Below are 21,265 nucleotides of genomic sequence, written 5' to 3'. Positions count from 1 at the left end.
GCGATGACAGCCAGTGCGCCGGTGGACGTCGAACCGACCGACACGGAGTTGATCGATGCCGATCTGTCCGCGGATCTCGCGGCCGCGGCCCTGGCATTGGCACGTAGATTCAGCGCGGGCGCAACGCTCTGGGCCATCTCGCCGCAGTGGGAACCACATGCGCACCACATCGCCGTCGAATTCGTCCACCCCGTCATCATGGGCAAACGGGCGCTGCCCTCGGTCGCGCTCGTCGAGGTCGACCCCGTGGCTCAGTGCCGAGTGGCGACCCGTCCGGGTGATGTGATCATCGCGGTGGCATCGGCCGACGATCCGCAAGTACTCGACGTCATGAGGCGAGCCCCGGTGTGGGGCGCCGATACGATCTGGATCGGCTACGGTCCGCGGCCCGCCCCTGGGAGCGCCGACCACACCCTCTGGGTCGCGTCCGACGATCCGATGGTGCCCGCGACCGGGCGATTCGTGTTGATGTATCACCTGCTCTGGGAACTGACGCACGTGTGCTTCGAGCACCCGGGGCTGATGACGGAACCGGCGCGGGATGCCGACTGCACCGACGAGGTCTGCATCACGTGCAGCGACCAGGGCCGCCTTGCCGAGGTCCTCGTTCCGCCTGCCGACGTCATGGATTCGGCGTTGGTGCGGACCGCAACCGGTGAGGAATTCGTGGATGTGACTGTGCTCGGCGAGGTTTCGGTGAACGATCTGCTGCTTGTGCACGGCGGTACCGCGATCACGAAGATCGACGACACGACGGGGACGGCGCTATGAACGCTCCCGAGGGCACCGGCGACAACACCAATTTCCTCTACCCGTTCATCGATGGCGAGGAGACGGACGCAAGTGCTCTGCTTCGCGACCTTGCCTCGTCGGCACGCGGCAAAGCCGACGTCAGCAAGAAGTTGCAGCACGCATCGTTGCAGGAATGGGGAGACTCCGTCGATGCCGCCGGCGCCGACATGGCACAGCGCTTCGCTCGCGGCGGCAGGCTCTATACCTTCGGCAACGGCGGAAGCTCTACCGACGCTGCAACATTGGCGTCGCTGTTCAGCCGTCCCGCACGCGGTCGTCCCGTCGCGGCCTGGTCGCTCGCAGCCGACATGTCGGTGGTGACCGCACTCGGAAACGACGTCGGATTCGACCTGATCTTCTCGCGACAGATCATCGCTCACGCCACGGAACGTGACGTCGCGATCGCCCTGTCGACGTCGGGGAACTCCGACGACTTGATGACGGCGCTGACAGAGGCGAAGAAGCGTGGGCTGTTGACCATCGGGTTCGCCGGTCACGACGGCGGACGTATGGCAGTCGCGGACTACCTCGACTTCTGCTTCACGATCCGATCGCAAAGTATCCACCGGATCCAGGAAAGTCACGCCGTCATCGACTATCACCTGTGGTCGGCGATGCAACAGCACATGGCGCACAACACAAGGGCCGCAGCGACAGCCACATCAGGAGCACATTCATGACAAGTTCTCAGGTCGGTGCGGATAGGTCGATGTCGGAAGCACGCGAGGATCGCGTGCTCGAACGCATCGACGCGTTCCGCAAACGTAGACCCCGGCTGCTGGACACGGTCATCACACTCGCCCACGGTGCCGGTGGGAAGTCGTCGGCGGCGCTCACCGATGCGGTGTTCCTGGAAGCATTCCGCAACCCGGAGTTGGAACAACTCGGTGACGCGGCCGTCCTCGCACTGCCGTCGGGCGAGCGACTGGCATTCTCGACGGATTCCTACGTCGTTCAGCCGTTGCGGTTTCCCGGCGGATCGATCGGCAATCTGGCTGTGCACGGGACGGTCAACGACCTTGCCGTCTCCGGCGCACGGCCACAATGGCTTTCGGCCGCGTTTGTCATCGAAGAAGGTTTCGAGATCGGTCGGCTGCAACAGTTCGTCAGCGACATGCGGGAGTCCGCCGCGGCCGCGGGTGTGCAGATCGTCACCGGCGACACCAAGGTCGTCGGCAGAGGCGCAGCCGACGGTCTCTACATCTCCACCGCCGGTGTCGGACTGATTCCCGCAGGACGTCGACTCTCCGCCGATCTCGTCCGCCCGGGTGACCGCATCATCGTGTCCGGCACCATCGGCGAGCACGGTATGGCCGTCATGCTGGCACGCGGCGAACTCGCGATCGAAGCCGACATCGACTCCGATACCGCGCCCGTCAACGGGCTCGTCGAAGCGATGCTCGCTGCAGCACCCGACACTCGTTGGATGCGTGACGCCACCCGCGGTGGCGTCGGGACGGTTGCGAACGAGCTCGCCCAAACTGCCGGTGTCGCAGTGATTCTGGACGAGGCGACACTGCCGATCCTGCCGCAGGTGCTCGGCGCCTGCGACATGCTCGGCATCGACCCGCTGTACGTAGCGAACGAAGGAAAGTTCATCGCCGTCGTACCGCCGGAGCAGACAGATGCGGCACTTGCGGCGCTCCGAGCGCATCCGCTCGGCGCATCTGCAGCAGTGATCGGTGAGATCTTGGGCGACCCACAGGGCATCGTCGCGTTACGTACCGCATTCGGTGGCAGCCGCATCGTCGACATGCTCGTCGGCGACCCGCTCCCCCGGATCTGCTGAGCAACTTCGCACTTCGGAGAAAGGAGGACCACGATGTGCTTGGGAATCCCTGGACAGGTCGTGGACATAGTCGACGCCGAGCAACACCTCGCCAAGGTCGACGTCAACGGAATCAGGCGGATCATCAGCGTCCGTCTGCTCGCTGACGACGGGCTGGTTGTGGGTGACTGGGTGCTCGTCCACGTCGGTTTCGCCATGTCGAAGATCGACGAACTCGAGGCTCAACTGACCCTCGATCAGGTTCAGAAGATGGGCGCCGACTACGTCAACGAGATCGACGCATTCAACTCGTCACAGATAGCGTGAGGTAGTCCAGATGAAGTTCGTCGACGAATTCCGAGACCCCGCCGCGGCACGAGCGCTGGTCAAATCCATCTACAAACTCGCAGGCACGGACGAGTACAAGTTCATGGAAGTGTGTGGCGGGCACACGCATACGATTTACCGGCACGGGATCGAGCATCTGCTGCCGCCGAATGTCGAACTGGTTCACGGCCCGGGCTGTCCAGTCTGTGTCATCCCCATGGGGCGGGTCGACGACGCGATGTCGCTCGCCGAGCATCCGGCTGTCATCTTCACGACGTTCGGCGACATGATGCGTGTGCCAGGTTCACGCGGCAACCTGATCGAGGCGAAGGCGCGAGGCGCTGATGTGCGGTTCGTCTATTCACCGCTCGACGCGTTGAAGATTGCCGTCGACAACCCGAGCAAAGAGGTTGTCTTCTTCGCCGTCGGCTTCGAGACGACTGCGCCGTCTACAGCCGTAACGCTGGTTCGCGCAAGGCAATTGGGCGTCAAGAACTTCACGGTGTTCTGCAACCACGTCACCATCGTCCCGCCCATCAAGGCGATACTCGAATCGCCCGACCTTCGGCTGTCCGGCTTCCTCGGACCAGGTCACGTATCGACCGTCGTCGGCACGCACCCGTATCGGTTCGTGCCGCAGGTCTACGGCAAGCCGATGGTCGTCGCAGGGTTCGAACCGCTCGACATCCTCGCCTCGGTCCACATGCTGCTTGCCCAGATCACGGAGGGCCGCTGCGAGGTCGAGAATCAGTACACGCGAGTTGTGAAGGCGGAAGGCAATACTCAGGCGTTGAAGCTGATGGCCGAGACCTTCGAGTTGCGCCCGCACTTCGAGTGGCGCGGCCTCGGCTTCATCTCCCAGAGCGCGCTGAAGGTGCACACGAACTACTCGGAATTCGATGCGGAGGAACGCTTCTCGATGCCGGGCGTGCGAGTCGCCGATCCGAAGGCGTGCCAATGCGGCGAGGTGCTCAAGGGCGTCATCAAGCCGTGGGAATGCAAGGTTTTCGGTACTGCGTGCACTCCCGAAACACCGATCGGGACCTGCATGGTGTCACCGGAAGGTGCGTGCGCCGCGTACTACAACTTCGGTCGGCTGCATCGGGACACCGCGTTGCTCGTCGGCCAGCGGGCGGGAGTCTGAATGACCGTGCCGGCTGGTCACCGGCTGTTCGCGCAGTACGCCTACGCCCCGAATGCGTTGGGCTACTGCGGCCCTGCCGATGGCAAAGCGCTCGAGGCCGTCGCGTGCGGTCATGACGTCGATGCCGACGTCGGAGCGCTTGCCCGCCGCTTCAGCGGTGCCTGGCCGTACCAGAAGTTGATCGCCGAACTCAGCGTCGCCGAAATCGGTGGGAATGCCGATCCCCTGGACGACCACGTCGTGCGTGCCTACTGGACCGGCAGCGAACTGACCGCGGCAATCGATCGTCGCCAGTTCGGCACGGAGTTGTTGTCGCGCTTTGCCTCCGCTGCCGGAAACTACTGGAAGCACCTCACCGACGACCTGCTCGACGAGGTTGCCCCGACACACGCCTTCCACGTCTTCGGGGTGTACCCGTGGTCGCGCCTGCTCACGTCGGGAATGCCGCAGCCGGTGCAGGTCCTCGATTCGTGCCGAATCGGATGGGGCAAGGTCGTCGAAGTACGCGACGACGACGTCATCGTCCGGTCGCGGCCATTGCAGTTCGACGGCTCGCTCGCGCTCGGCGACGAGGTAGACCGACCGGTCAAGCATCGCGTCGACAGCGGACAGTTCGTGTCGCACCTGCACGTCGGCGACAACGTGGCCGTGCACTGGGACTTCGTCTGCGACTGGCTAGCCCCTCAGCAGGTCGACGAACTCGCATACTGGACGGACTGGCAACTGACGCGGACCAATCACCGGCTGGCTCATTCAGTCGGTTGAGCGCACGATCCGACGTCGCACGCCGATTACCGACTTCACATGCCTGATCAGGCGTGTGAAGTCCGCAATGTATTGGCGACGTGAACGTGTTCCTGTGGATAACTCGGCCCAGGTCGGAGTTATCCACAACCCCGGTATCGCGGTAGGCCGAAAATCGCCAGACTCGTGCTGTGCCGCCTGACCTTCCATCGCTCGTCTTCCGGAGTACTGCACTCACGGAAGGATTCACCGACGACGAACTGCAACGACGCTGCGACGACGGCGAGCTGATTCGCGTTCGTCCAGGCGTCTACTGCCCCGCCGAATCAGCGACCGACCTCGACGCCGTCGCACGACATCGAGTGCTGATCTCGTCCACAGTGCCGAAACTCATCGTCGAGTCGGTAGTGAGCCACACATCGGCAGCTGTGCTGCTCGGCTTGCCGCTATGGAATACGAGCCTGCGCAAAGTCACGTCGACGATCGATCGATCCAATGGTGGTCGAAGCTCGACCCATACTCATTTACGTTCAGCACCCTTCGCTGCCGACGAAGTGACCGTGATCGACGGCATACCGGTGTTCAGCCCGGTGCGGACCGTTGTTGATCTGGCCCGCACACTTCCGTTCGAGCAGTCCGTCGTCGTCGGCGATGCGGCGATGCAAAAGTTCGGACTGACTCACGACGAACTCTTGGATGGACTCGCCCGCTGGCCTCGCAGACCAGGCGCCCCGGCCGCACGTCGCGCCATCCGATTTATGGACGGTCGTAGTGAGAGCGTCGGCGAATCACGAAGCCGGGTGCGCATGCATGACGCAGGTCTGCCACGACCAGAACTGCAGTTCGAGGTGAGAGGCGAGGATGGGATCTTCATCGCCCGCACTGACTTTGCCCTGCCTGAGCTGGGTGTGGTCGGCGAATTCGACGGCGCATCGAAGTACGGAAAGTTGCTGCGGCCCGGTCGAACCCCGAGCGAAGCGGTCTTCGAGGAGAAGCGGCGCGAAGACAGTCTTCGCGACACCGGGGTCGAGGTAGTGCGCTGGGTGTGGTCAGAACTCGACGACTTCGACCAGGTAGCTGAGCGTTGGCACCGTGCGATAGCGCGCGCGCAGTCCAGATCTTCGACGTCGCCTACCGATTGCTGACCTCACATGGCTGATCAGGCGTGTGAGGTCAGCAATGCATTGGCGACGTGAACGTGTTCCAGCGGCGATCACTCCGGCCGCGGCCGACCCATCATCTCGAGCCCCGCCATGGCGGAGTCGGCTCCGGCCTTGTCCACCTTCTCCATGGCGAAGCCCATGTGGATCACTATCCAGTCCCCCGGACCTACGGTGACGCCGTCGGCGAGCATGCCTATGTTCACCTTTCGGTTCTCGCCTGCGACGTCGACGAGGGCCAGTTGATCGCCATAGCCCTCGAGCATTCGCACTACCTGGCCGGGGATTCCGAGGCACATAAGGCGATCCTCCTTTCCAATACGTCCAATACGGCGTCGATTGCGTCATCGACTGCACCCTCGACGGCCGGGGTCAACCCGATACCCTCCTCGATGCTGAGTACCTGACAGCCCACTATCACCGTCGGTGGCAGCGTCCCACCCAATGCGCGCAGACTGGCGAACACCGCACCCGGATCCATGCTGTGCGCATCGAATTGCGCCGCACCCAAATCCTGGTCGGAGTCGACCTCGAACACCCGAAGGCAACCGGGCGCACCGCGATCAGGCACAGCGTCGACGAGGATCAGCGCATCCCATCCGTCTAGCAACTCGTAGGCGAGATGCACGCCGCGAATTCCGAAATCGACCGCGCGCACGCCGGCGGGAAGTTCACGTCCGGCCATGCGACGCAACACTTCCGGGCCGAAGCCGTCGTCGGACAGAAAGATATTGCCGATCCCGGCGACCAATATTCGGGGTTCGGATCGCACGTCGGCCTGTGGCGGCTCCACCTACATTTGCCGCATACGTATGTAGCGCTTGATATCGGGCAGCGAACTGATGCCGACGACCACGCCGGCGGCGAGCAATACCGCCATCGCGATCGTGGCGACTTCTCCAATTACTCTCATTGTCGAATCTCCTTTCCTGTGACCGCATCCGACGAAAGGGGCTGCAGCTCGTCGGGTGCGAAGTAGAGGTACCTGCCGTACCAGTCGTGCATGTCGCTGGCGGGGTCGTCGACGAGGACGACGCCGACGTGGATCTCGCCGTCGACATCGCCGTGCACCAGCGCGACTCGCGCGATCTGCCCGTCGTAGAACAGGTCTTGCGCATCCGCCCGGCGGGACGGCTTCAAGCGGACCATCGAACCCTTCGCGACATGTACTCCGTCGATCGAGATGCCGTCCAACTCGGGCTGCACGCTGGTATCGGATTCCTCGGACCACCAGGGGATTTCGTCGTCGAGTTCGGGCAGCATCCGTGGGTGCGGATCACGCAGGACGCCGTGTAGTTGCGCAAGCTCCTGCGGCGACATCGCATCGCACCGATCGATGATCGCCGCCGCCATCGGATCGGTCGCCCGCGCCTGCGCCTTCTCCTCGTCGGTCAGTGTCATGATCCGCAGGCTGAGGATCTCGTCGATCTCCGTCGAATCGAACAACGCGCCACCACTCTGTTCAGCGACCTCGGGGTAGTCGTACAGGATGATCGGTGAGACGAGAACGATGTCGGTCTCCCCTGGCGCACCTGCGAGAACAGGGAAGCAGCGGTGCTGAGCACAGCCGACTACAACGGCAACGGCGTCATCGGCAGGCTCGAGCAGCGAAACGAACTGCCCAGCTTCGACTGTCAGGATTTGATGGGCTCCGATGAACGACGTGCCGATCGCCTGGTCCTTCGTCGCCGCGGATCCACCGCGGTTGTGAACCGCAACCGCCACGCGCGAAAACTCACCGACTTCCTCGACCGAGACCGCGACGGACCCGTGTAGCGACGACCTGGACCGCACTACGCGACCTTCGACAACGCCGTTGTGCCGCAACACCTCCGTCTCCGAACCACCCTCGAAGTGCATGGGAAACTCGATCCCGGTGCCGACGTTGGCCAGCTCGACGGGTCCGATCTCGACCTCGCATTCGACCGCTTCGTCCCACGACACCCAGCGCGTCGCGCCGACGGTCAGGTCACCGACCGCGACGAAACCGTCCCCGGTCGCCTGTTCGATGCGGCGACGCTGGAGCTGCAGACAGCGGACGGTGATCGACACACGACAGTCCCCGACCGAGCGCACCACGACCTGTGTCGACATCGACGAGTCCTCGCCGAGCCCGGCATCCATAGCTCCCGGCGGGCCGAGCACGCCGAACTGCCAGCGTGACTGGTTCTTTCCCGACGTGGATCGATACGGGTACAGCAGGTAGCCCTCGTACAGCACCGCATCCGCGACCGCCCGCACATTGTCGATCCCCGCGTGGGTTGTCATGCGCTCACCTCCCGCTGCAGCAGGTGGTGCACTGCCTCGTCGAGACTGATCAATCCTCGGTCGGACTTGAACTTCGCGAGCGCTTCGATCGTCTCGTGGTCGAGCCGAAGCCAGCCGGTGCTCGGAAAGTGTTCGCGGATCAACTTTTTCCACACGGACACGGGTAGGTCGTAGGACGCTTGGCGATCCCACGGAACCTGTGCGACGTTGAATCCCGTATCGCCCTTGGTGAAAACCGTTCCGCTGAAGAGGAACTCGATCGGCACGACGCCGTCGTCACCGAGCGCGTGCAGATACTTCGACGCTGCGACCTCGAAGTCGTAGGTACACGGCAACGCGAGGTCAACCTCGCACGTGTCGGTGAAACCCTGCACCATCGCTGTCGCCTGCAACCACATGAACGACCGCAGCGTCGACGTCCACCGCTCACGGGGACCGAACAGATCTTGCAATCCAGCGCCTTCATCCTCGCTGTAGCGACGCTTCTGCGGTTCGATCCGCACTTGCGCCCGCAGCGCGACCGCACGCACCGGCGTCCCTGTCGTTTCGTCTATCCGCAAGCGGGCATTGAGGATCGGCACAGCCCCGTGAGCCTGCGCCGTCACTTCGAGCACCGCGAACGCCAGCTCGGTCATGGCAGCCTCGCGACGCGCGCACGGTTGGTGACCTGCTCGAAGAAGCCGTCGATCTCACGGCGCGCATCCTGCCCGCCGTCGAATCCCCGCCACAGCTTCCGCAAGGTCCCGACCAACTGATAGCACGCGTCGATCGGCACGAGGTAGCACTCGGGATCGCCCTCGCCACGGTCCGGTATCCGGATCAGTAGCGCTTCCACATCCGGCAACAGCAACGACAATGCCGGATTCTCGGCGCACACCTCCTCCCAGACATCCAGCGGCAGTTCCGATTCCGTTGCACCAGCGGGACCTGGATAGAACGCGACGGTCCGATCGAGAGCCGAGTTGCGGAAGAAGAACGCGAGTCCGACCGGTATCTGCAACGCATCCCAGCGTCCCGGCGACAACCCGAAGTCGGGAAACGTCAGATAACGATCCGGGACCGCACGGTAGCGCAGGGTGGCCGACTGGTCGCTGAACAGCAGGTAGCAGCCGCGGCAGACGCACATCAGTTGGCGCCCTTGCATACTCACCACGTGCTGATGTTCGTCGCGGATGGGTTCGGCACACATCTCGCAACGTTCGCCGACGACCTGACGTGGACGCTCGGTTGCAATCCGGCGCAGCACGCTCAGCGCCGAACCTGGGATGCGGCCGTTGGTCCCTGTCGTCATCCGGCCGCCTCTGCTGCGGGTACGGCGATCGACAGCACGCCGTCCTTGATCAGGACCGGAAGTGGGTCGAGGTGTTCGGAGCTGTCGTCGAGGCCTGCACCGGCGCTGCGAATGTCGTAGTGCGCATGGCAGATCGGGCAACGCAGGATCGCGTCACCTGCCACGCCGCCCGCACGACGCGCGAGTACTGCGCCGGCAAGGGAGTTCAGACATGCCGGACAACGGTCGCGGTAGGCGTAGAGGTCGTCACCGACCCGAGCTGCCAGGATCGACAACCCGCCGACCGCAAATCCCCCGACCTCACCGGGACCGAGTTCGGCAAGATCTGGGACCGCAACCCACGATCCGGACACCTGCGATACCGAATGCACTCTCGCCATAAGTGACTCGGCCGATATCAATCCCTTCGGCGCGGCCGGTTCGCCGACCACTTCGATGTCGGTCGTTTCGGGCGCCGCTGCCTGGACAGCGTCCTTGACCGCGAGTTCGAGTGTCACCGACGACGACGGGCAGGTCTTGCAACTACCCGTCAGACGAAGCCGCACAACGGTATCCGCGACGCCGATCAGTTCGACGTCGCCACCGTGCGAGCCGAGATACGGTCGCACGCTGTCCAGCGCAGTGCGGACCCGAGTTTCGACATCGTGCGGATGTAGGCCGTGGACGAGGAGCAGGCTGGCGACCAGGTCGTCGGTCGCCAGCTCGTCGAGCACCGCGTGATTCCCCGTCGCCCGCAACACTCCGATGACTCGCTCGAGGCCCGCGCCGTACAGATCGACGACTTCCCGCACGAGCTGCTCGGCTCGCTCACGAGCGACGACACCACCGGCCGAACTGGCGTCGAGCAACGACTCGATGCGTTCACCCGCGGAGCGCCACTGGCCGGAATCCTCGCTGCTGCTGTCCCTTTCGTGCTCCATGTTCGCCTGTATCCCGCCGTCTACCGTCGATCACTCGCCGGTGACGGATTGTGTCGGCGAGTGCAACTTTTCGAGGGTCTTGCCTTCGCCGAGATACATGTGCACGCCGCACGGCAGGCACGGATCGAAACTGCGGACGGTCCGCATGATGTCGATCCCCTTGAAGTTGTCCCGATCGTTCTCCTCGAAAATCGGCTGACCCTGTACCGCATCCTCGTAGGGACCCGGCGTGCCGTAGCTGTCCCGCGGGTTGGCATTCCACGGCGTCGGTGGATACGGATGGTAGTTCGCGATCTTGCCGTCACGAATCACCATGTGGTGGGACAGCACTCCACGAACAGCCTCCGTGAAGCCGCATCCGATGGCTTCGTCGGGTACTTCGAACTTCTCCCACGTCTTCGTCCTGCCTGCACGGATCTCGACGAGTGCCTTCTCCGCGAAGTGCAGTGCACACGCCGCCGCGTAGGCCTGGAAATAGGTGCGTGCTCGATTGCGTTCGATCGTGTTGCTGCCGTGCACCGGAACCTTCCACTCGAACTCGGCGGGCCCCTTCAGTGCGGTCTTCGGCAGATTGATCTTGACGCTGTTACCGGTCGACTGGACGTAGCCGATGTCGACCAAACCCGCCAACGCGGTGGACCACAGTCGCGCAAGCGGTCCACCACCGGTGTCGAGGGCGAGATGATCGGTGCCGTCGTACCACCGCGGCGACATGACCCAGCTGTACTTGTCGTCCATGTCCCGCTTCTGCGGATGCGGATTCGTGTGTTGATTCCACGGGTGCCGACGATCGACGGGGTTGCCGAGCGGATCGTTCTTCACGAACATTTCCTGGTCGGTCCAGTCGTCGTAATACGAACTGCCCAAAAGGATTCGGATCCCCAAATTGATGTCGACGAGCGAGGTCGTCACCAGTTTGCCGTCGACGACGACGCCGGGGGTGACGAACATCTTGCGGCCCCACTTCTCCATATCCTTGTAAGCGAAGTTGCAGACGTCCGGATCCTGGAACGATCCCCAGCAGCCGAGGAGGGTGCGGCGCAGGCCGACCTTCTCGTAGCCGGGCAGCGCCTCGTAGAAGAAGTCGAACAGGTCGTCGTGCATCGGTACGACCTTCTTCATGAACTCGATGTAGCGCATCAGGCGAGTCATGTAGTCGGTCATCAGCTGGATCGTTGCGACGGTGCCGACACCGCCCGGATACAGCGTGGACGGGTGCACATGGCGACCCTCCATGAGGCAGAACATCTCTCGCGTGTATCGGCTCACGTGCAGTGCTTCGCGATAGAACTCACCGGTGAACGGGTTGAGCGCCCGCATGATGTCGCCGATGGTCTTGTAGCCGTGCTCACCCGCGTGTGGTGACTCGGTTCGGTTCGCCTGCTCCAGCACCCCCGGGTTGGTCTCGGAAACCATCTTTTCGCAGAAGTCGACGCCGACCAGATTCTCTTGGAAGATGTTGTGGTCGAACATGTATTCCGCTGCTTCGCCGAGATTGACGATCCACTCGCCGAGATGCGGCGGCTTCACCCCGTATGCCATGTTCTGTGCGTAGCAGGAGCACGTGGCGTGGTTGTCGCCGCAGATGCCGCAGATGCGGCTGGTGATGAAGTGGGCGTCGCGGGGGTCCTTACCTTTCATAAAAATCGAGTAGCCACGGAAGATCGACGAGGTGCTGTGGCACTCGACGACCTCGCGCTGCTTGAAGTCGATTTTGGTGTAGATGCCGAGGCTGCCGACGATGCGCGTGATCGGGTCCCACGCCATTTCGACGAGGCCGTCCGAACCGGTCGATTTGCTGGAGGCACCTGGAATTATCGTTGTCATTCGAATCGCCCTCTCAGAGGCAGGCGTGGGTCCGGGCCTGGAGTTACCAGGTGCGTGTGGCACCCGTGGTGAGTTCTTTGCCCTTTGCGCGCCACTGCGGCTCTTTGTCCAAGGTCTTCTTGGTCACCTTGCGCAGGCTACGAATTGCCGAACCGTAGAGACCGGAAGCTTTCGTCGACAGCTTGCCGCCTGGTGGTTCGTCCATGAACGGCATGAACTTGTCCGGGAATCCCGGCATCGTGCAGCCGATGCAGATACCTCCGACGTTGGGGCAACCGCCGACGCCGTTGATCCAACCTCGTTTCGGCACATTGCATTTGACGACCGGACCCCAGCAACCGAGCTTTACGATGCACTTCGGTGAGCCGTACTCGGTGGCAAAGTCGCCTTCCTCGTAGTAGCCGGCGCGATCGCACCCCTCGTGGACGGTCGCGCCGAACAGCCACTGCGGACGCAATGCGTCGTCGAGCGGAATCATCGGAGCCTGGCCCGTCGCCATGTAGAGCAGATAGGTCAGCGTCTCGGACATGTTGTCCGGGTGCACAGGGCAGCCGGGAACGCAGACGATCGGTATGCCTGCCTTGGATTTCCAATCCCAACCGAGGTAGTCGGGAACTCCCATCGCGCCGGTCGGATTTCCGGCCATCGCGTGGATGCCGCCGTAGGTCGCGCAGGTCCCGACCGCAACGATGGCTGTCGCCTTCGGCGCGAGTTTGTCGAGCCATTCGCTTGTCGTGATGGGCTGCATGGTTTCGCGGTCGTTGCCGAAACCACACCAATAGCCTTCCCCGTGCAGCTGTTCGTTGGGGATCGAACCTTCGACGACGAGAACGAACGGTTCCAACTCGCCGCGATCGGCTTTCCAGAACCATTCCAAGAAGTCGTCTGCTCCGCCTTGTGGACCGCATTCGAAATCGATCAGCGGCCAGTGCACCGCGATCTTCGGGAGGCCGGGCAGGGCACCGAGGGCAATTTCCTCGATGCTGGGTTGTGTGGCGGCTGTGAGGGCCACCGAATCACCGTCGCAACTGAGACCCGCATTGATCCAGAGCACGTGGATGAGAGTGTCTTCGGCTGCTATTGCTTCCTTTGTCGGCATAGTAAGCGCCTTCCGGAACCCGGGCAGAGGTCCCTACATCACCGGAGTCGACCGTCGGCCCTCTTGTGTGATGTTGATCACTAATTTGCTACTCCAGAAGAGCATTGTCAACGTTGGCGGCTACTTAGAATGTCTGGCCGCGCACCCAGGCGTACCACTGGTCCATTCCCGCACCTGTGGTTGCCGAGACGGTCATCATCTCGACGCCGGGATTGATTGAGCGAGCGTACTTTTCGAAAGTTTCAAGATCGAAATCGACATAGGGCAGCAGATCCGACTTGTTGACGAGAACAAGATCGGCCGCAGCGAACATGTGCGGATACTTGAGCGGCTTGTCGGCACCCTCGGTGACGGAGATGACGACCACCCTCGACCGTTCCCCCAGGTCGAAGAGCGCGGGACACACCAGATTGCCGACGTTCTCGACGAACAACAGCGCTCCCGCGGGCGGGTCCAACGCGGTGAGCGCGTTCTGCAACATTTCGGCGTCGAGATGACACCCCGCCCCGGTGTTGATCTGGACAACCGATGCGCCGGTCGCCTCGATGCGCTCGGCGTCGAGCATCGTCTCCTGATCGCCTTCGACGACGGCTATCGGTCGGGTTGCTGCCAGGTCACCGATCGTGCGTACGAGCAGCGTCGTCTTGCCCGCGCCCGGCGAACTCATCATGTTCAACGCGACGATGCCGCGCCCGGCGAACCAGCCCCGATTTCGTTCGGCGAGTAGATCGTTCTTCGCCAAGACCTTCTGCTCGAGCGTTATCGTCTCGGTCGCGTGGTCGTGCGAATGATCGTGGGTGTGCTCATCGGTGTGATCGTGAGCGTGACTGTGCTCGTGTACGTGCGAATGATCGTGCACGTGGTCGTGATCGTGGTCGGTGTGTTCGTGATCGTGCGAGTGCTCGTGAGTGTGTCCGTCGTGTGAGTGCGATCCCTCGCCGGCTAGAGTGATGACCGCACCACCGTCGTCACCGCATCCACAGGTCGCACACATGGTTCAGCTCACTTCCATCGACATGATTCGCAGCTCACGACCAGATACGACATCCACGTCGGCGCTGCCGCAGTCGCAGAGAAGCACGAAGTCCCTTACGGCGAAATCGGTTCCACAGCCACGACAGTGCGCCGCACCTGGTGGTTGCTCGATTTCGAGGAGGGCACCTTCCATGATGGTCCCCTCGGTCACCAACTCGAAGCAGAACTGCATGGAGTCGGGGACGACAGCGCAGAGTGCGCCGACCTGCAATTTCACGGAGTTGACGTGCCGACCCGCGGCATGCAAGCAGACCGCATCGACGACGCTCTGCGTTATCGACATCTCGTGCATCGCTGCCTCGTCCTCGCCGGCTACCTCACAGTAGGACGGTAGGGCTGAGGACACAACGGGCGGAGCGCCGACTCGACGAACCGTGGAGTCTCGGCAAGCTCAGTTCGATAGCACCGCTCTTCAGCCGCGCCGGTGCAATACAACCGGTGCGCCGTCGCGCGGAAACGGCATCGACGAGTAGGACCACGGCATCTCGTAGTCGGCCGGAATCGTCCACTCGTAGTTGCGGAGCATCGCGTCGAGAATCGTCTTCACCTCGAGCATCCCGAAATGCATGCCGATGCACTTGTGCGCGCCTGCGCCGAACGGGACCCAGGCGTAGCGGTGCGACTTGTCCTCGCGCCGTTCGTCGCTGAATCTGTCCGGGTCGAATTGTTCCGGCTCGGTCCAATATTCGGGCAGCAGGTGATTGACCCAGTTGTCCACGGCGACAGTGACCCCCGCCGGGATGTACTGACCGAGTATCTCCGTGTCCTTCACCGTTTTGCGAACGAGTCCTGGCACCGGTGCAACCAGGCGCAGGCATTCCTTGATGACCATCTCGAGCGTCTTCAACTGTTCGAGGGCGGCGATGTCGAGCGGGCCGGCCGGGCGCGCAAGCACTTCCGCACGCACGCGGTCCTGCCATTCCGGGTGCTTGCCCAGGTAGTAGGCAACGGTTGTCGCGGTGATCGTCGATGTGTCGTGTGCGGCCATGATGAGGAAGATCATGTGATCGACGACGTCTTCGTCGCTGAACCGTTCGCCGTCTTCGGTTTCGGCATGGCAGAGCGCGGAAAAGAAGTCTCCCTCGACGGACTCACGTTTGCTAGGCAGCATGCGGTAGAAGTACTCCTCCAGCACCTTGCGTCCCTTGATCCCCGCCCTCCAGTGGCCACCGGGGATCGGAAAACGAATCACCGACAGCGGTGCCCTTGTGCACGCGACGAACGCGTCGTTGAGTCGATCCCGTTCGGGTCCGACGTCGGCCGCCATGAAGATTTCCCCCGCGATCTCGAGGGTCAGGCTCTTGATCGTCGGATAGAGCTGCAGTTCCCTATCCGCCGGCCAGCGCGCGATGGCGGTATCCGCCAGCGTGGTCAGCTCGGCGAAATACCAGTCGAGCCGGTCGCGGGTGAACGCGTGCTGCATAAGCCTGCGATGGAACATGTGCTCGTCGAATTGCAACAGCAAAAGCCCACGCGGAAAAAATCGTTCGATGTAGTAATCCCAGCCCTGACCGAAGGCCTTGTCCTTGTTGCTGACGACCACCTGCGTCGCCTCCGGTCCGGTCACGAAGACCGTGGTGTTGCCGAGCGGTTTGCACCACGAGACGGGTCCGAAGCGTCGGTAGAGGTCGAGCTGCAATGCCGGACCCCAACGCAGAAACGCCAGGCCGTTGCCGACGAACGGGAGCGCCATGTCGCCGACGACGGGACGCAATCCACTACCTGGTGGCGGCTCGGCGAGCACCTTGCTGCGTTCGGGGGCGAGCCGAAGCAGTCGGTCGAGCAGCGTCGAGGAGGGAATCTCGAAGAACCGCCGGTTCTCGCGGGCGAGCCTGCGCGCGGAGTCGGGTGTTGGTTGTGCAGTGACCATCTGCGGCCTCCAGCGCCGAACGGTGCCACTGCCGTTGCGTGCGAACTAGGCTCGCAATACACGTGGACGGGCACCGTTGCCCGTTAAAGTACGTGACGTACATTACGCCAGGGAGTTATCTGTGACAAGAGATCTCGATACCCGGCGCCCTCGCGGTCGACCTCCCGGTCCCGGCGTCGACGCGGCGGTCCGGCGCGAGGAACTTCTCGATGCCGCGGAGCAGGTCATAGCCAGGACGGGACCCTCGGTCTCGTTCTCCGACATCGCTGTCGAAGCCGGCTTCGCACGAACGGCCGTCTACGCGATGTACCCCGATCAGCGCGCGCTCGTGCATGCCCTGGCCGTACGCCATACCGAGCGAATCACCATGCAGGCCAACATTATTCTCGATCAGCACCGTCCCGTACGGGAGCTGCTCGCCGAACTGATCGACCTCTTCTGCAGTTTCGTCGAAGCGAACCCGAAGTTGCATCCGCTGCTTATGCAGGATTGGTACTCAGACGACGCGACCGGCAGCCAGCGACCGATGTTCAACCGATCGGCCGACTGGGCAACGACAGTCCTCGAGACGATCATGCGGTCCACCGACGTCGTCCTGCCTGTCGGCGCTGCTCGCGCCTGGGCGTGCGCGACAGTCGGCGCGATGCTGATGGCTGCCGAGGACTGGAGTACCACAGGCTCGATCGGCCGCGCCCAACTCGTCGAACAGCTCACCGCATTCATCTGGCCCGCAATCGCGTCGGTCGGTGGCGAACAGGTGAGCGGTCCGATCGTGCCGCATAGTCGGGCGTGACGCCTACCTCCGAGGTAATGGCCACCCTTCCCCTCGTGTTCTAACGTCACCTCATGACCACCACTCTCGAGGCGCAGGAACCGGTCGGAGTGCTCTTGCGACACTGGCGCGAACGCAGGCGGATGAGCCAAATGGACCTCGCACTTCGCACAGAAGTGTCGGCTCGCCACCTCAGCTTCGTCGAGACAGGGCGGTCGAAGCCGACCCGGACGATGTTGCTGAAGCTCAGCGAACAGCTGGAAATCCCCTTGCGCGAACAGAACTCGCTACTCTTGGCCGGCGGGTTCGCGCCGGCCTACGCGGAGCATCAGCTGAGCGATCTACCGATGGCAGTGGTGTCGGACGCAATTCGGAAAATTCTCGACGGCCATCTCCCCTATCCAGCCATCGTCGTCGACAGACACTGGAACATGGTCGACGGCAACGAGGCCGTGGCGCTGTTCACCGCTGGTTGCGCGGAACACCTGCTCGAACCACCGATCAATGTGCTCCGCCTCAGCCTGCATCCCGATGGCATGGCGCCGCGGATCGCGAATATCGGCCAGTGGCGCGCTCACATCCTCGACCGGCTGGCCCACCAGATCGCAGCAACCGGTGATTCCCAGCTCAGTTCACTGCACCGGGAACTCAGCGCGTACCCGGGCGACGACATGGACCGCGCCTACGACACGAGAGCACTCGTCGTCCCCGTTCGGTTTCGAGGCTCGCCGGATGGAAACTCGCCCGACCTGGCCTTCTTCAGCACGACGACCGTCTTCGGGACGCCACTGGACGTGACGCTCGCCGAGTTGGCGATCGAGTCCTTCTACCCCGCCGACGAGTTCACCACGGCAGCGTTTCGACGCTGAGATCCCCTCCTCTTTCGCGCCCGGAATTGGACGTTGGCAGGACGGCCACGACGAAGCCGACTACGGTTTGTTGCGGGGCGTCCAGTTTCGGCCGCCAGTTTTGTGCGCGAGCGAATCTTCGAGGAGCGAGGGAATGGGCATCAAGTCTGCTAAGCCACGCCATCATGTAGTTGTCATCGGGTCGGGCTTCGGCGGTTTGACCGCAGCAAGGGCGCTGAAGAAGTCCGACGTCGATGTAACCCTGATCGCGAAGACGACGCACCACTTGTTCCAGCCACTGCTGTACCAGGTTGCAACGGGAATTCTGTCCGAGGGCGAGATCGCTCCTTACACCCGCGTGATCCTGCGCAAGCAGAAGAACGTCGAGGTACTGCTCGGCGACGTCACCGACATCGACCTGACGAACAACACCGTCACGTCCAAGTTGATCGATATGAACACGGTGACACCGTTCGACAGCCTCGTCGTCGCGGCAGGTGCACAGCAGTCGTACTTCGGCAACGACCACTTCGCTACCTTCGCACCCGGGATGAAGACGATCGACGACGCCCTCGAGCTGCGCGGTCGCATTCTCGGTGCCTTCGAGGCCGCAGAAGTCACGACGTCGCAGGCCGAGCGCGACCGCCGCCTGACCTTCGTCGTCGTCGGAGCAGGCCCGACCGGTGTCGAACTCGCCGGCCAGATCGCCGAACTTGCCGACCGCACGCTCGACGGCGCGTTCAGAAACATCGATCCGAGCGATTGCCGCGTGATTCTGCTCGACGCCGCGGCAGCTGTGCTGCCGCCGATGGGCGAAAAGCTCGGCCTCAAGGCACAAGGGCGCCTGGAGAGCATGGGCGTCGAAATTCAGCTGAACGCCATGGTCACGGACGTCGACTACATGGGCCTCACCGTCAAGGACAAAGACGGCAACGAGCGTCGGATCGAATCGGCATGCAAGGTGTGGTCGGCAGGCGTGCAGGCCAGCCCACTCGGCAAGCTTCTGGCCGAACAGTCCGACGGCACGACGACCGACCGTGCGGGCCGTGTCGTCGTCGAACCCGACCTCACGGTCAAGGGCCATCCGAACGTATTCGTCGTCGGCGATCTCATGTCGGTGCAGGGCGTACCCGGTATGGCGCAGGGCGCGATCCAGGGTGCAAAGTACGCGACCAAGCTGATCAAGGCAGGCCTCGAAGGCAAGGACGATCCAGCTGCACGGAAGCCGTTCAAGTACTTCGACAAGGGCAGCATGGCAACGGTGTCGCGGTTCAACGCGGTTGCCCAGGTCGGCAAGTTCGAGATGGCAGGCTTCATCGCCTGGCTCTCCTGGCTCGCTCTGCACCTGTTCTACCTGGTCGGCTACAAGAACCGCTTCACAACGATCGTCGCGTGGTTCATCACGTTCCTCGGTCGCAACCGGGGCCAGATGGCCATCACCGGGCAGATGGTCTACGCGCGAACCGCCATGGAGAAACTCAACCAGAAGCAGGCTGCGGAACTCGCCGCACAGGGCCAGACCGCGGACCCGGAGAAGGCCGACTACGACAAAGCTCAAGCCGAGAAGGCCGCGCTGAACAAAGCCGAGCCGGAAAAGGCCGAAAGCAAAGCAGCAGGCTGATCAGTCGTGCGGCGACTGCTCGGTGTGAGTATGAGCCGAGTGAGTATGCGCCGCGTGAGTATGAGCGGTAACGCCAGGCGTGGCATGGGTGGCGCCGAGGTCGTGCAGCAATCGATGCACGATCTCGTCGTCCAACCGGTACGTCATCTTCTTGCCGTCCCGCTCGACCGCGACCCACCCTTGGTTTCGCAGCAACCGCAGCGCTTGTGACACCGCCGTCGCGGTCATCGACAGCGCAGCCGCGAGGTCCGATACGCAGATCCCAGGCGAGCGATGCATGCCGAGCAGAATGCGTAGCCGGGTCGGGTCGCCGAGCAGTTCGAATCGACGTACCCACAGGCCGAGATCGTCGGCGGCGGCGATCGCCGCACGGGCCTGCGCCACGTGTTCCGGATCGAACAGGGTCGAATCCTCGGGGGTTTGCTCGCTCACCGTTCCACGGTAGCGAGATCCGCCGGCAATCGGGCACCCAGCCAGGTCAATAGCGAGCCGCCCGCCGCGAGAGGCAGTCGCGCGGCCGACAATCCGAACAGTTCGGCGGGCCGAGAATCGGGATAGCGCAGTTCGCCGATGGCTGCTTGTGGTGCGTCGATAACGTCGGTGCTCGCGGTTGTCGCACCTAGTTCGACGCAGTGCCGCAGTAGGGGTCCGTTGTCGAGATCTGCGTCGAGCGCACCCTGCCAGCGACCGTTGGTTTCGCCCGTTCGGCCCAACTGGACCCGTTCGCGAACGCGAACTGTGGCCGACGCTGCCAGGCGTACAACGGTTTTCGCCCGATGATCTGCGCCGCCGGCAATGATCATCGGTTCCTGGTCGACATCGAGAAACGCGTCGTCGGCGACGTACAGGGTCAACCGCGCGGTCGATGTGAGTTGCGAAGAGCCTGGGAGAGCAATCGCTGCCGCGACCGAGCGAACCCGCAAGCGGGCACCCGCGCGCACGCGGACCGTGACGTCGATGCGATCCCCGCCGAGTGGCGTCGCTGCTGCACCGATGAGATGCACTGTTTCGGGATCGGTGATCCTCGCCGTGATCGCACCGAAGCCCGAGATCTGCGGCAGCCGGCCGCGCTCGGCGACGATGAGAAGTTCGCTATACAACGGCCGCCAATTGTTCGCGCACCCAGGTCAACACCTTCGTAGCGGCAGGATCCTCGGTGAGGGAGATGAGGGCGGTCGGTCTGCCTTCGCGAACCCGAACTGCGTCACGCTCCATCACCCCGAGGTCGGCGCCGACCATGGGAGCGAGGTCGGTCTTGTTGACCACCAACAGATCCGAGAACGTCACGCCGGGTCCACCCTTACGCGGCACCTTGTCGCCGCCCGCGACGTCGACGACGAAGATCTGGACGTCGATCAGGCCCGACGAGAAGGTCGCGGTCAGGTTGTCACCGCCGGATTCGACGAGGATCAGATCGAGCGGCGGATTCGATTCGATCAGATCGTCGATGGCGTCGAGGTTCGCAGTGATGTCGTCGCGAATCGCGGTGTGGGGACAACCGCCGGTCTGCACGGCCGTGATGCGCTCGTCCGGCAGAACCGCATTGCGGCGCAGGAAGTCCGCGTCCTCGGTGGTGTAGATGTCGTTGGTCAGGACGGCGAGAGACAGCTCGTCCCGCAGCTGGCGGCACAGCGCGGCGACGAGGGCCGTCTTGCCGGATCCGACCGGACCCCCGATACCGATGCGCAGCGGCTCCCCCGGTTGCCGAACTCGCTTGGGCCGGTCGTGGACGTGACTGTGCGGTTCACCGTCGATCAGATGCGGTGGCATGTGCTGCTC

25 protein-coding genes are annotated in these 21,265 nt (G+C 63.2%); 10 read left to right on the top strand and 15 right to left on the bottom strand.

Annotated elements, in window-relative coordinates:
• Positions 1–3 precede the first annotated feature (3 nt).
• The 7 genes from ACHIRB_RS29185 to ACHIRB_RS29155 all read left to right on the top strand — a co-directional run bounded on the left by ACHIRB_RS29185 (position 4) and on the right by ACHIRB_RS29155 (position 5,920).
• Positions 4–771: a hydrogenase assembly protein HupF gene (locus ACHIRB_RS29185; RefSeq protein WP_395115564.1), complete on the top strand. Its 768-nt coding sequence runs from the start codon at positions 4–6 to the stop codon at positions 769–771.
• Entirely contained in the window at positions 768–1,472 is a 705-nt protein-coding gene (locus ACHIRB_RS29180) for a D-sedoheptulose-7-phosphate isomerase (protein WP_395124419.1), read from the top strand. Before ACHIRB_RS29185 ends, ACHIRB_RS29180 begins: the two co-directional genes overlap by 4 nt.
• Positions 1,469–2,581 (top strand): hydrogenase expression/formation protein HypE, encoded by a 1,113-nt coding sequence (gene hypE / locus ACHIRB_RS29175; protein ID WP_395124418.1) that lies wholly within the window; start codon positions 1,469–1,471, stop codon positions 2,579–2,581. Before ACHIRB_RS29180 ends, hypE begins: the two co-directional genes overlap by 4 nt.
• Positions 2,582–2,614: 33 nt before the next feature.
• Positions 2,615–2,887 (top strand): HypC/HybG/HupF family hydrogenase formation chaperone, encoded by a 273-nt coding sequence (locus ACHIRB_RS29170; RefSeq protein WP_199702008.1) that lies wholly within the window; start codon positions 2,615–2,617, stop codon positions 2,885–2,887.
• A gap of 10 nt (positions 2,888–2,897) precedes the next feature.
• On the top strand, positions 2,898–4,031 hold the full coding sequence (gene hypD, locus ACHIRB_RS29165; protein ID WP_395124417.1) for a hydrogenase formation protein HypD: 1,134 nt from the start codon (positions 2,898–2,900) through the stop codon (positions 4,029–4,031).
• Positions 4,032–4,796 carry a DUF6390 family protein gene (locus ACHIRB_RS29160; RefSeq protein WP_395124416.1) on the top strand — a complete coding sequence of 255 codons (765 nt, stop codon included), beginning with the start codon at positions 4,032–4,034 and terminating at the stop codon, positions 4,794–4,796. It abuts the gene before it with no gap.
• A 170-nt stretch (positions 4,797–4,966) separates the two neighbouring features.
• Complete coding sequence (locus ACHIRB_RS29155) at positions 4,967–5,920, top strand: hypothetical protein (protein ID WP_395115560.1); 954 nt, start codon at positions 4,967–4,969, stop codon at positions 5,918–5,920.
• Between the two features lie 68 nt (positions 5,921–5,988).
• Here the strand turns inward: ACHIRB_RS29155 and ACHIRB_RS29150 are convergent, their stop codons facing one another.
• The 12 genes from ACHIRB_RS29150 to ACHIRB_RS29095 form a co-directional block, all read right to left on the bottom strand.
• On the bottom strand, positions 5,989–6,234 hold the full coding sequence (locus ACHIRB_RS29150) for a HypC/HybG/HupF family hydrogenase formation chaperone (RefSeq protein WP_395115559.1): 246 nt from the start codon (positions 6,232–6,234) through the stop codon (positions 5,989–5,991).
• The gene (locus ACHIRB_RS29145; RefSeq protein ID WP_395124415.1) at positions 6,207–6,728 is read right to left on the bottom strand and encodes a hydrogenase maturation protease; all 522 of its coding nucleotides are present in this window, start codon (positions 6,726–6,728) and stop codon (positions 6,207–6,209) included. Before ACHIRB_RS29145 ends, ACHIRB_RS29150 begins: the two co-directional genes overlap by 28 nt.
• Complete coding sequence (locus ACHIRB_RS29140) at positions 6,729–6,848, bottom strand: DUF6893 family small protein (protein ID WP_372433084.1); 120 nt, start codon at positions 6,846–6,848, stop codon at positions 6,729–6,731.
• Complete coding sequence (locus ACHIRB_RS29135; RefSeq protein ID WP_395124414.1) at positions 6,845–8,203, bottom strand: hypothetical protein; 1,359 nt, start codon at positions 8,201–8,203, stop codon at positions 6,845–6,847. The genes ACHIRB_RS29140 and ACHIRB_RS29135 overlap by 4 nt, the downstream gene beginning before the upstream one ends.
• Positions 8,200–8,838 carry a DUF6084 family protein gene (locus tag ACHIRB_RS29130; RefSeq protein WP_395124413.1) on the bottom strand — a complete coding sequence of 213 codons (639 nt, stop codon included), beginning with the start codon at positions 8,836–8,838 and terminating at the stop codon, positions 8,200–8,202. The genes ACHIRB_RS29135 and ACHIRB_RS29130 overlap by 4 nt, the downstream gene beginning before the upstream one ends.
• Positions 8,835–9,494, bottom strand: a complete 660-nt coding sequence (locus tag ACHIRB_RS29125; RefSeq protein WP_395124412.1) for a DUF5947 family protein — start codon at positions 9,492–9,494, stop codon at positions 8,835–8,837. Before ACHIRB_RS29125 ends, ACHIRB_RS29130 begins: the two co-directional genes overlap by 4 nt.
• Entirely contained in the window at positions 9,491–10,414 is a 924-nt protein-coding gene (locus ACHIRB_RS29120; RefSeq protein WP_199702036.1) for a NifU family protein, read from the bottom strand. Before ACHIRB_RS29120 ends, ACHIRB_RS29125 begins: the two co-directional genes overlap by 4 nt.
• A gap of 30 nt (positions 10,415–10,444) precedes the next feature.
• Positions 10,445–12,241 (bottom strand): nickel-dependent hydrogenase large subunit, encoded by a 1,797-nt coding sequence (locus ACHIRB_RS29115; RefSeq protein ID WP_395115556.1) that lies wholly within the window; start codon positions 12,239–12,241, stop codon positions 10,445–10,447.
• A gap of 43 nt (positions 12,242–12,284) precedes the next feature.
• Positions 12,285–13,340, bottom strand: a complete 1,056-nt coding sequence (locus tag ACHIRB_RS29110) for an NADH-quinone oxidoreductase subunit B family protein (protein ID WP_199702049.1) — start codon at positions 13,338–13,340, stop codon at positions 12,285–12,287.
• A 124-nt stretch (positions 13,341–13,464) separates the two neighbouring features.
• Positions 13,465–14,334: a hydrogenase nickel incorporation protein HypB gene (hypB, locus tag ACHIRB_RS29105; RefSeq protein ID WP_395124411.1), complete on the bottom strand. Its 870-nt coding sequence runs from the start codon at positions 14,332–14,334 to the stop codon at positions 13,465–13,467.
• 3 nt (positions 14,335–14,337) lie between these two features.
• On the bottom strand, positions 14,338–14,667 hold the full coding sequence (locus ACHIRB_RS29100) for a hydrogenase maturation nickel metallochaperone HypA/HybF (RefSeq protein WP_395115621.1): 330 nt from the start codon (positions 14,665–14,667) through the stop codon (positions 14,338–14,340).
• A gap of 120 nt (positions 14,668–14,787) precedes the next feature.
• Entirely contained in the window at positions 14,788–16,245 is a 1,458-nt protein-coding gene (locus ACHIRB_RS29095; RefSeq protein ID WP_395124410.1) for a cytochrome P450, read from the bottom strand.
• Between the two features lie 121 nt (positions 16,246–16,366).
• Between ACHIRB_RS29095 and ACHIRB_RS29090 the strand changes: the two genes are divergently transcribed.
• From ACHIRB_RS29090 to ACHIRB_RS29080, 3 genes are all read left to right on the top strand, one after another.
• On the top strand, positions 16,367–17,038 hold the full coding sequence (locus ACHIRB_RS29090) for a TetR/AcrR family transcriptional regulator (RefSeq protein WP_395124409.1): 672 nt from the start codon (positions 16,367–16,369) through the stop codon (positions 17,036–17,038).
• A 53-nt stretch (positions 17,039–17,091) separates the two neighbouring features.
• Positions 17,092–17,886, top strand: a complete 795-nt coding sequence (locus ACHIRB_RS29085; protein ID WP_395124408.1) for a helix-turn-helix domain-containing protein — start codon at positions 17,092–17,094, stop codon at positions 17,884–17,886.
• Between the two features lie 133 nt (positions 17,887–18,019).
• Positions 18,020–19,486 (top strand): FAD-dependent oxidoreductase, encoded by a 1,467-nt coding sequence (locus tag ACHIRB_RS29080; RefSeq protein ID WP_395124407.1) that lies wholly within the window; start codon positions 18,020–18,022, stop codon positions 19,484–19,486.
• Here ACHIRB_RS29080 and ACHIRB_RS29075 read toward each other — a convergent pair whose 3' ends face one another.
• Genes ACHIRB_RS29075 through ureG form a run of 3 tightly spaced genes read right to left on the bottom strand, consistent with a single transcriptional unit; the run spans position 19,487 to position 21,256 of the window.
• Positions 19,487–19,918, bottom strand: coding sequence for an ArsR/SmtB family transcription factor (locus ACHIRB_RS29075; protein ID WP_395115551.1), 432 nt, complete (start codon positions 19,916–19,918; stop codon positions 19,487–19,489).
• On the bottom strand, positions 19,915–20,586 hold the full coding sequence (locus ACHIRB_RS29070; RefSeq protein WP_395124406.1) for an urease accessory protein UreD: 672 nt from the start codon (positions 20,584–20,586) through the stop codon (positions 19,915–19,917). The genes ACHIRB_RS29075 and ACHIRB_RS29070 overlap by 4 nt, the downstream gene beginning before the upstream one ends.
• Positions 20,579–21,256 (bottom strand): urease accessory protein UreG, encoded by a 678-nt coding sequence (gene ureG, locus ACHIRB_RS29065; RefSeq protein ID WP_199702101.1) that lies wholly within the window; start codon positions 21,254–21,256, stop codon positions 20,579–20,581. Before ureG ends, ACHIRB_RS29070 begins: the two co-directional genes overlap by 8 nt.
• Positions 21,257–21,265 lie beyond the last annotated feature (9 nt).

Source organism: Antrihabitans spumae, from assembly GCF_043944905.1.
Classification (GTDB): domain Bacteria; phylum Actinomycetota; class Actinomycetes; order Mycobacteriales; family Mycobacteriaceae; genus Antrihabitans; species Antrihabitans spumae.
Note: the sequence above shows the minus strand (reverse complement) of the source record. Positions and strands in the feature narration are given on the sequence as shown.

What these genes read in the sequence shown, in the direction of transcription:
- hypD (WP_395124417.1), top strand. Translation starts at nt 2,898, where the DNA reads ATGAAGTTCGTCGACGAATTCCGAGACCCCGCCGCGGCACGAGCGCTG.
- ACHIRB_RS29100 (WP_395115621.1), bottom strand. Translation starts at nt 14,667, where the DNA reads ATGCACGAGATGTCGATAACGCAGAGCGTCGTCGATGCGGTCTGCTTG.
- ureG (WP_199702101.1), bottom strand. Translation starts at nt 21,256, where the DNA reads ATGCCACCGCATCTGATCGACGGTGAACCGCACAGTCACGTCCACGAC.
- ACHIRB_RS29160 (WP_395124416.1), top strand. Translation starts at nt 4,032, where the DNA reads ATGACCGTGCCGGCTGGTCACCGGCTGTTCGCGCAGTACGCCTACGCC.
- hypB (WP_395124411.1), bottom strand. Translation starts at nt 14,334, where the DNA reads ATGTGTGCGACCTGTGGATGCGGTGACGACGGTGGTGCGGTCATCACT.
- ACHIRB_RS29115 (WP_395115556.1), bottom strand. Translation starts at nt 12,241, where the DNA reads ATGACAACGATAATTCCAGGTGCCTCCAGCAAATCGACCGGTTCGGAC.
- ACHIRB_RS29130 (WP_395124413.1), bottom strand. Translation starts at nt 8,838, where the DNA reads ATGACCGAGCTGGCGTTCGCGGTGCTCGAAGTGACGGCGCAGGCTCAC.
- ACHIRB_RS29135 (WP_395124414.1), bottom strand. Translation starts at nt 8,203, where the DNA reads ATGACAACCCACGCGGGGATCGACAATGTGCGGGCGGTCGCGGATGCG.
- ACHIRB_RS29185 (WP_395115564.1), top strand. Translation starts at nt 4, where the DNA reads ATGACAGCCAGTGCGCCGGTGGACGTCGAACCGACCGACACGGAGTTG.
- ACHIRB_RS29085 (WP_395124408.1), top strand. Translation starts at nt 17,092, where the DNA reads ATGACCACCACTCTCGAGGCGCAGGAACCGGTCGGAGTGCTCTTGCGA.
- ACHIRB_RS29095 (WP_395124410.1), bottom strand. Translation starts at nt 16,245, where the DNA reads ATGGTCACTGCACAACCAACACCCGACTCCGCGCGCAGGCTCGCCCGC.
- hypE (WP_395124418.1), top strand. Translation starts at nt 1,469, where the DNA reads ATGACAAGTTCTCAGGTCGGTGCGGATAGGTCGATGTCGGAAGCACGC.
- ACHIRB_RS29150 (WP_395115559.1), bottom strand. Translation starts at nt 6,234, where the DNA reads ATGTGCCTCGGAATCCCCGGCCAGGTAGTGCGAATGCTCGAGGGCTAT.
- ACHIRB_RS29140 (WP_372433084.1), bottom strand. Translation starts at nt 6,848, where the DNA reads ATGAGAGTAATTGGAGAAGTCGCCACGATCGCGATGGCGGTATTGCTC.
- ACHIRB_RS29170 (WP_199702008.1), top strand. Translation starts at nt 2,615, where the DNA reads ATGTGCTTGGGAATCCCTGGACAGGTCGTGGACATAGTCGACGCCGAG.
- ACHIRB_RS29120 (WP_199702036.1), bottom strand. Translation starts at nt 10,414, where the DNA reads ATGGAGCACGAAAGGGACAGCAGCAGCGAGGATTCCGGCCAGTGGCGC.
- ACHIRB_RS29180 (WP_395124419.1), top strand. Translation starts at nt 768, where the DNA reads ATGAACGCTCCCGAGGGCACCGGCGACAACACCAATTTCCTCTACCCG.
- ACHIRB_RS29110 (WP_199702049.1), bottom strand. Translation starts at nt 13,340, where the DNA reads ATGCCGACAAAGGAAGCAATAGCAGCCGAAGACACTCTCATCCACGTG.
- ACHIRB_RS29125 (WP_395124412.1), bottom strand. Translation starts at nt 9,494, where the DNA reads ATGACGACAGGGACCAACGGCCGCATCCCAGGTTCGGCGCTGAGCGTG.
- ACHIRB_RS29080 (WP_395124407.1), top strand. Translation starts at nt 18,020, where the DNA reads ATGGGCATCAAGTCTGCTAAGCCACGCCATCATGTAGTTGTCATCGGG.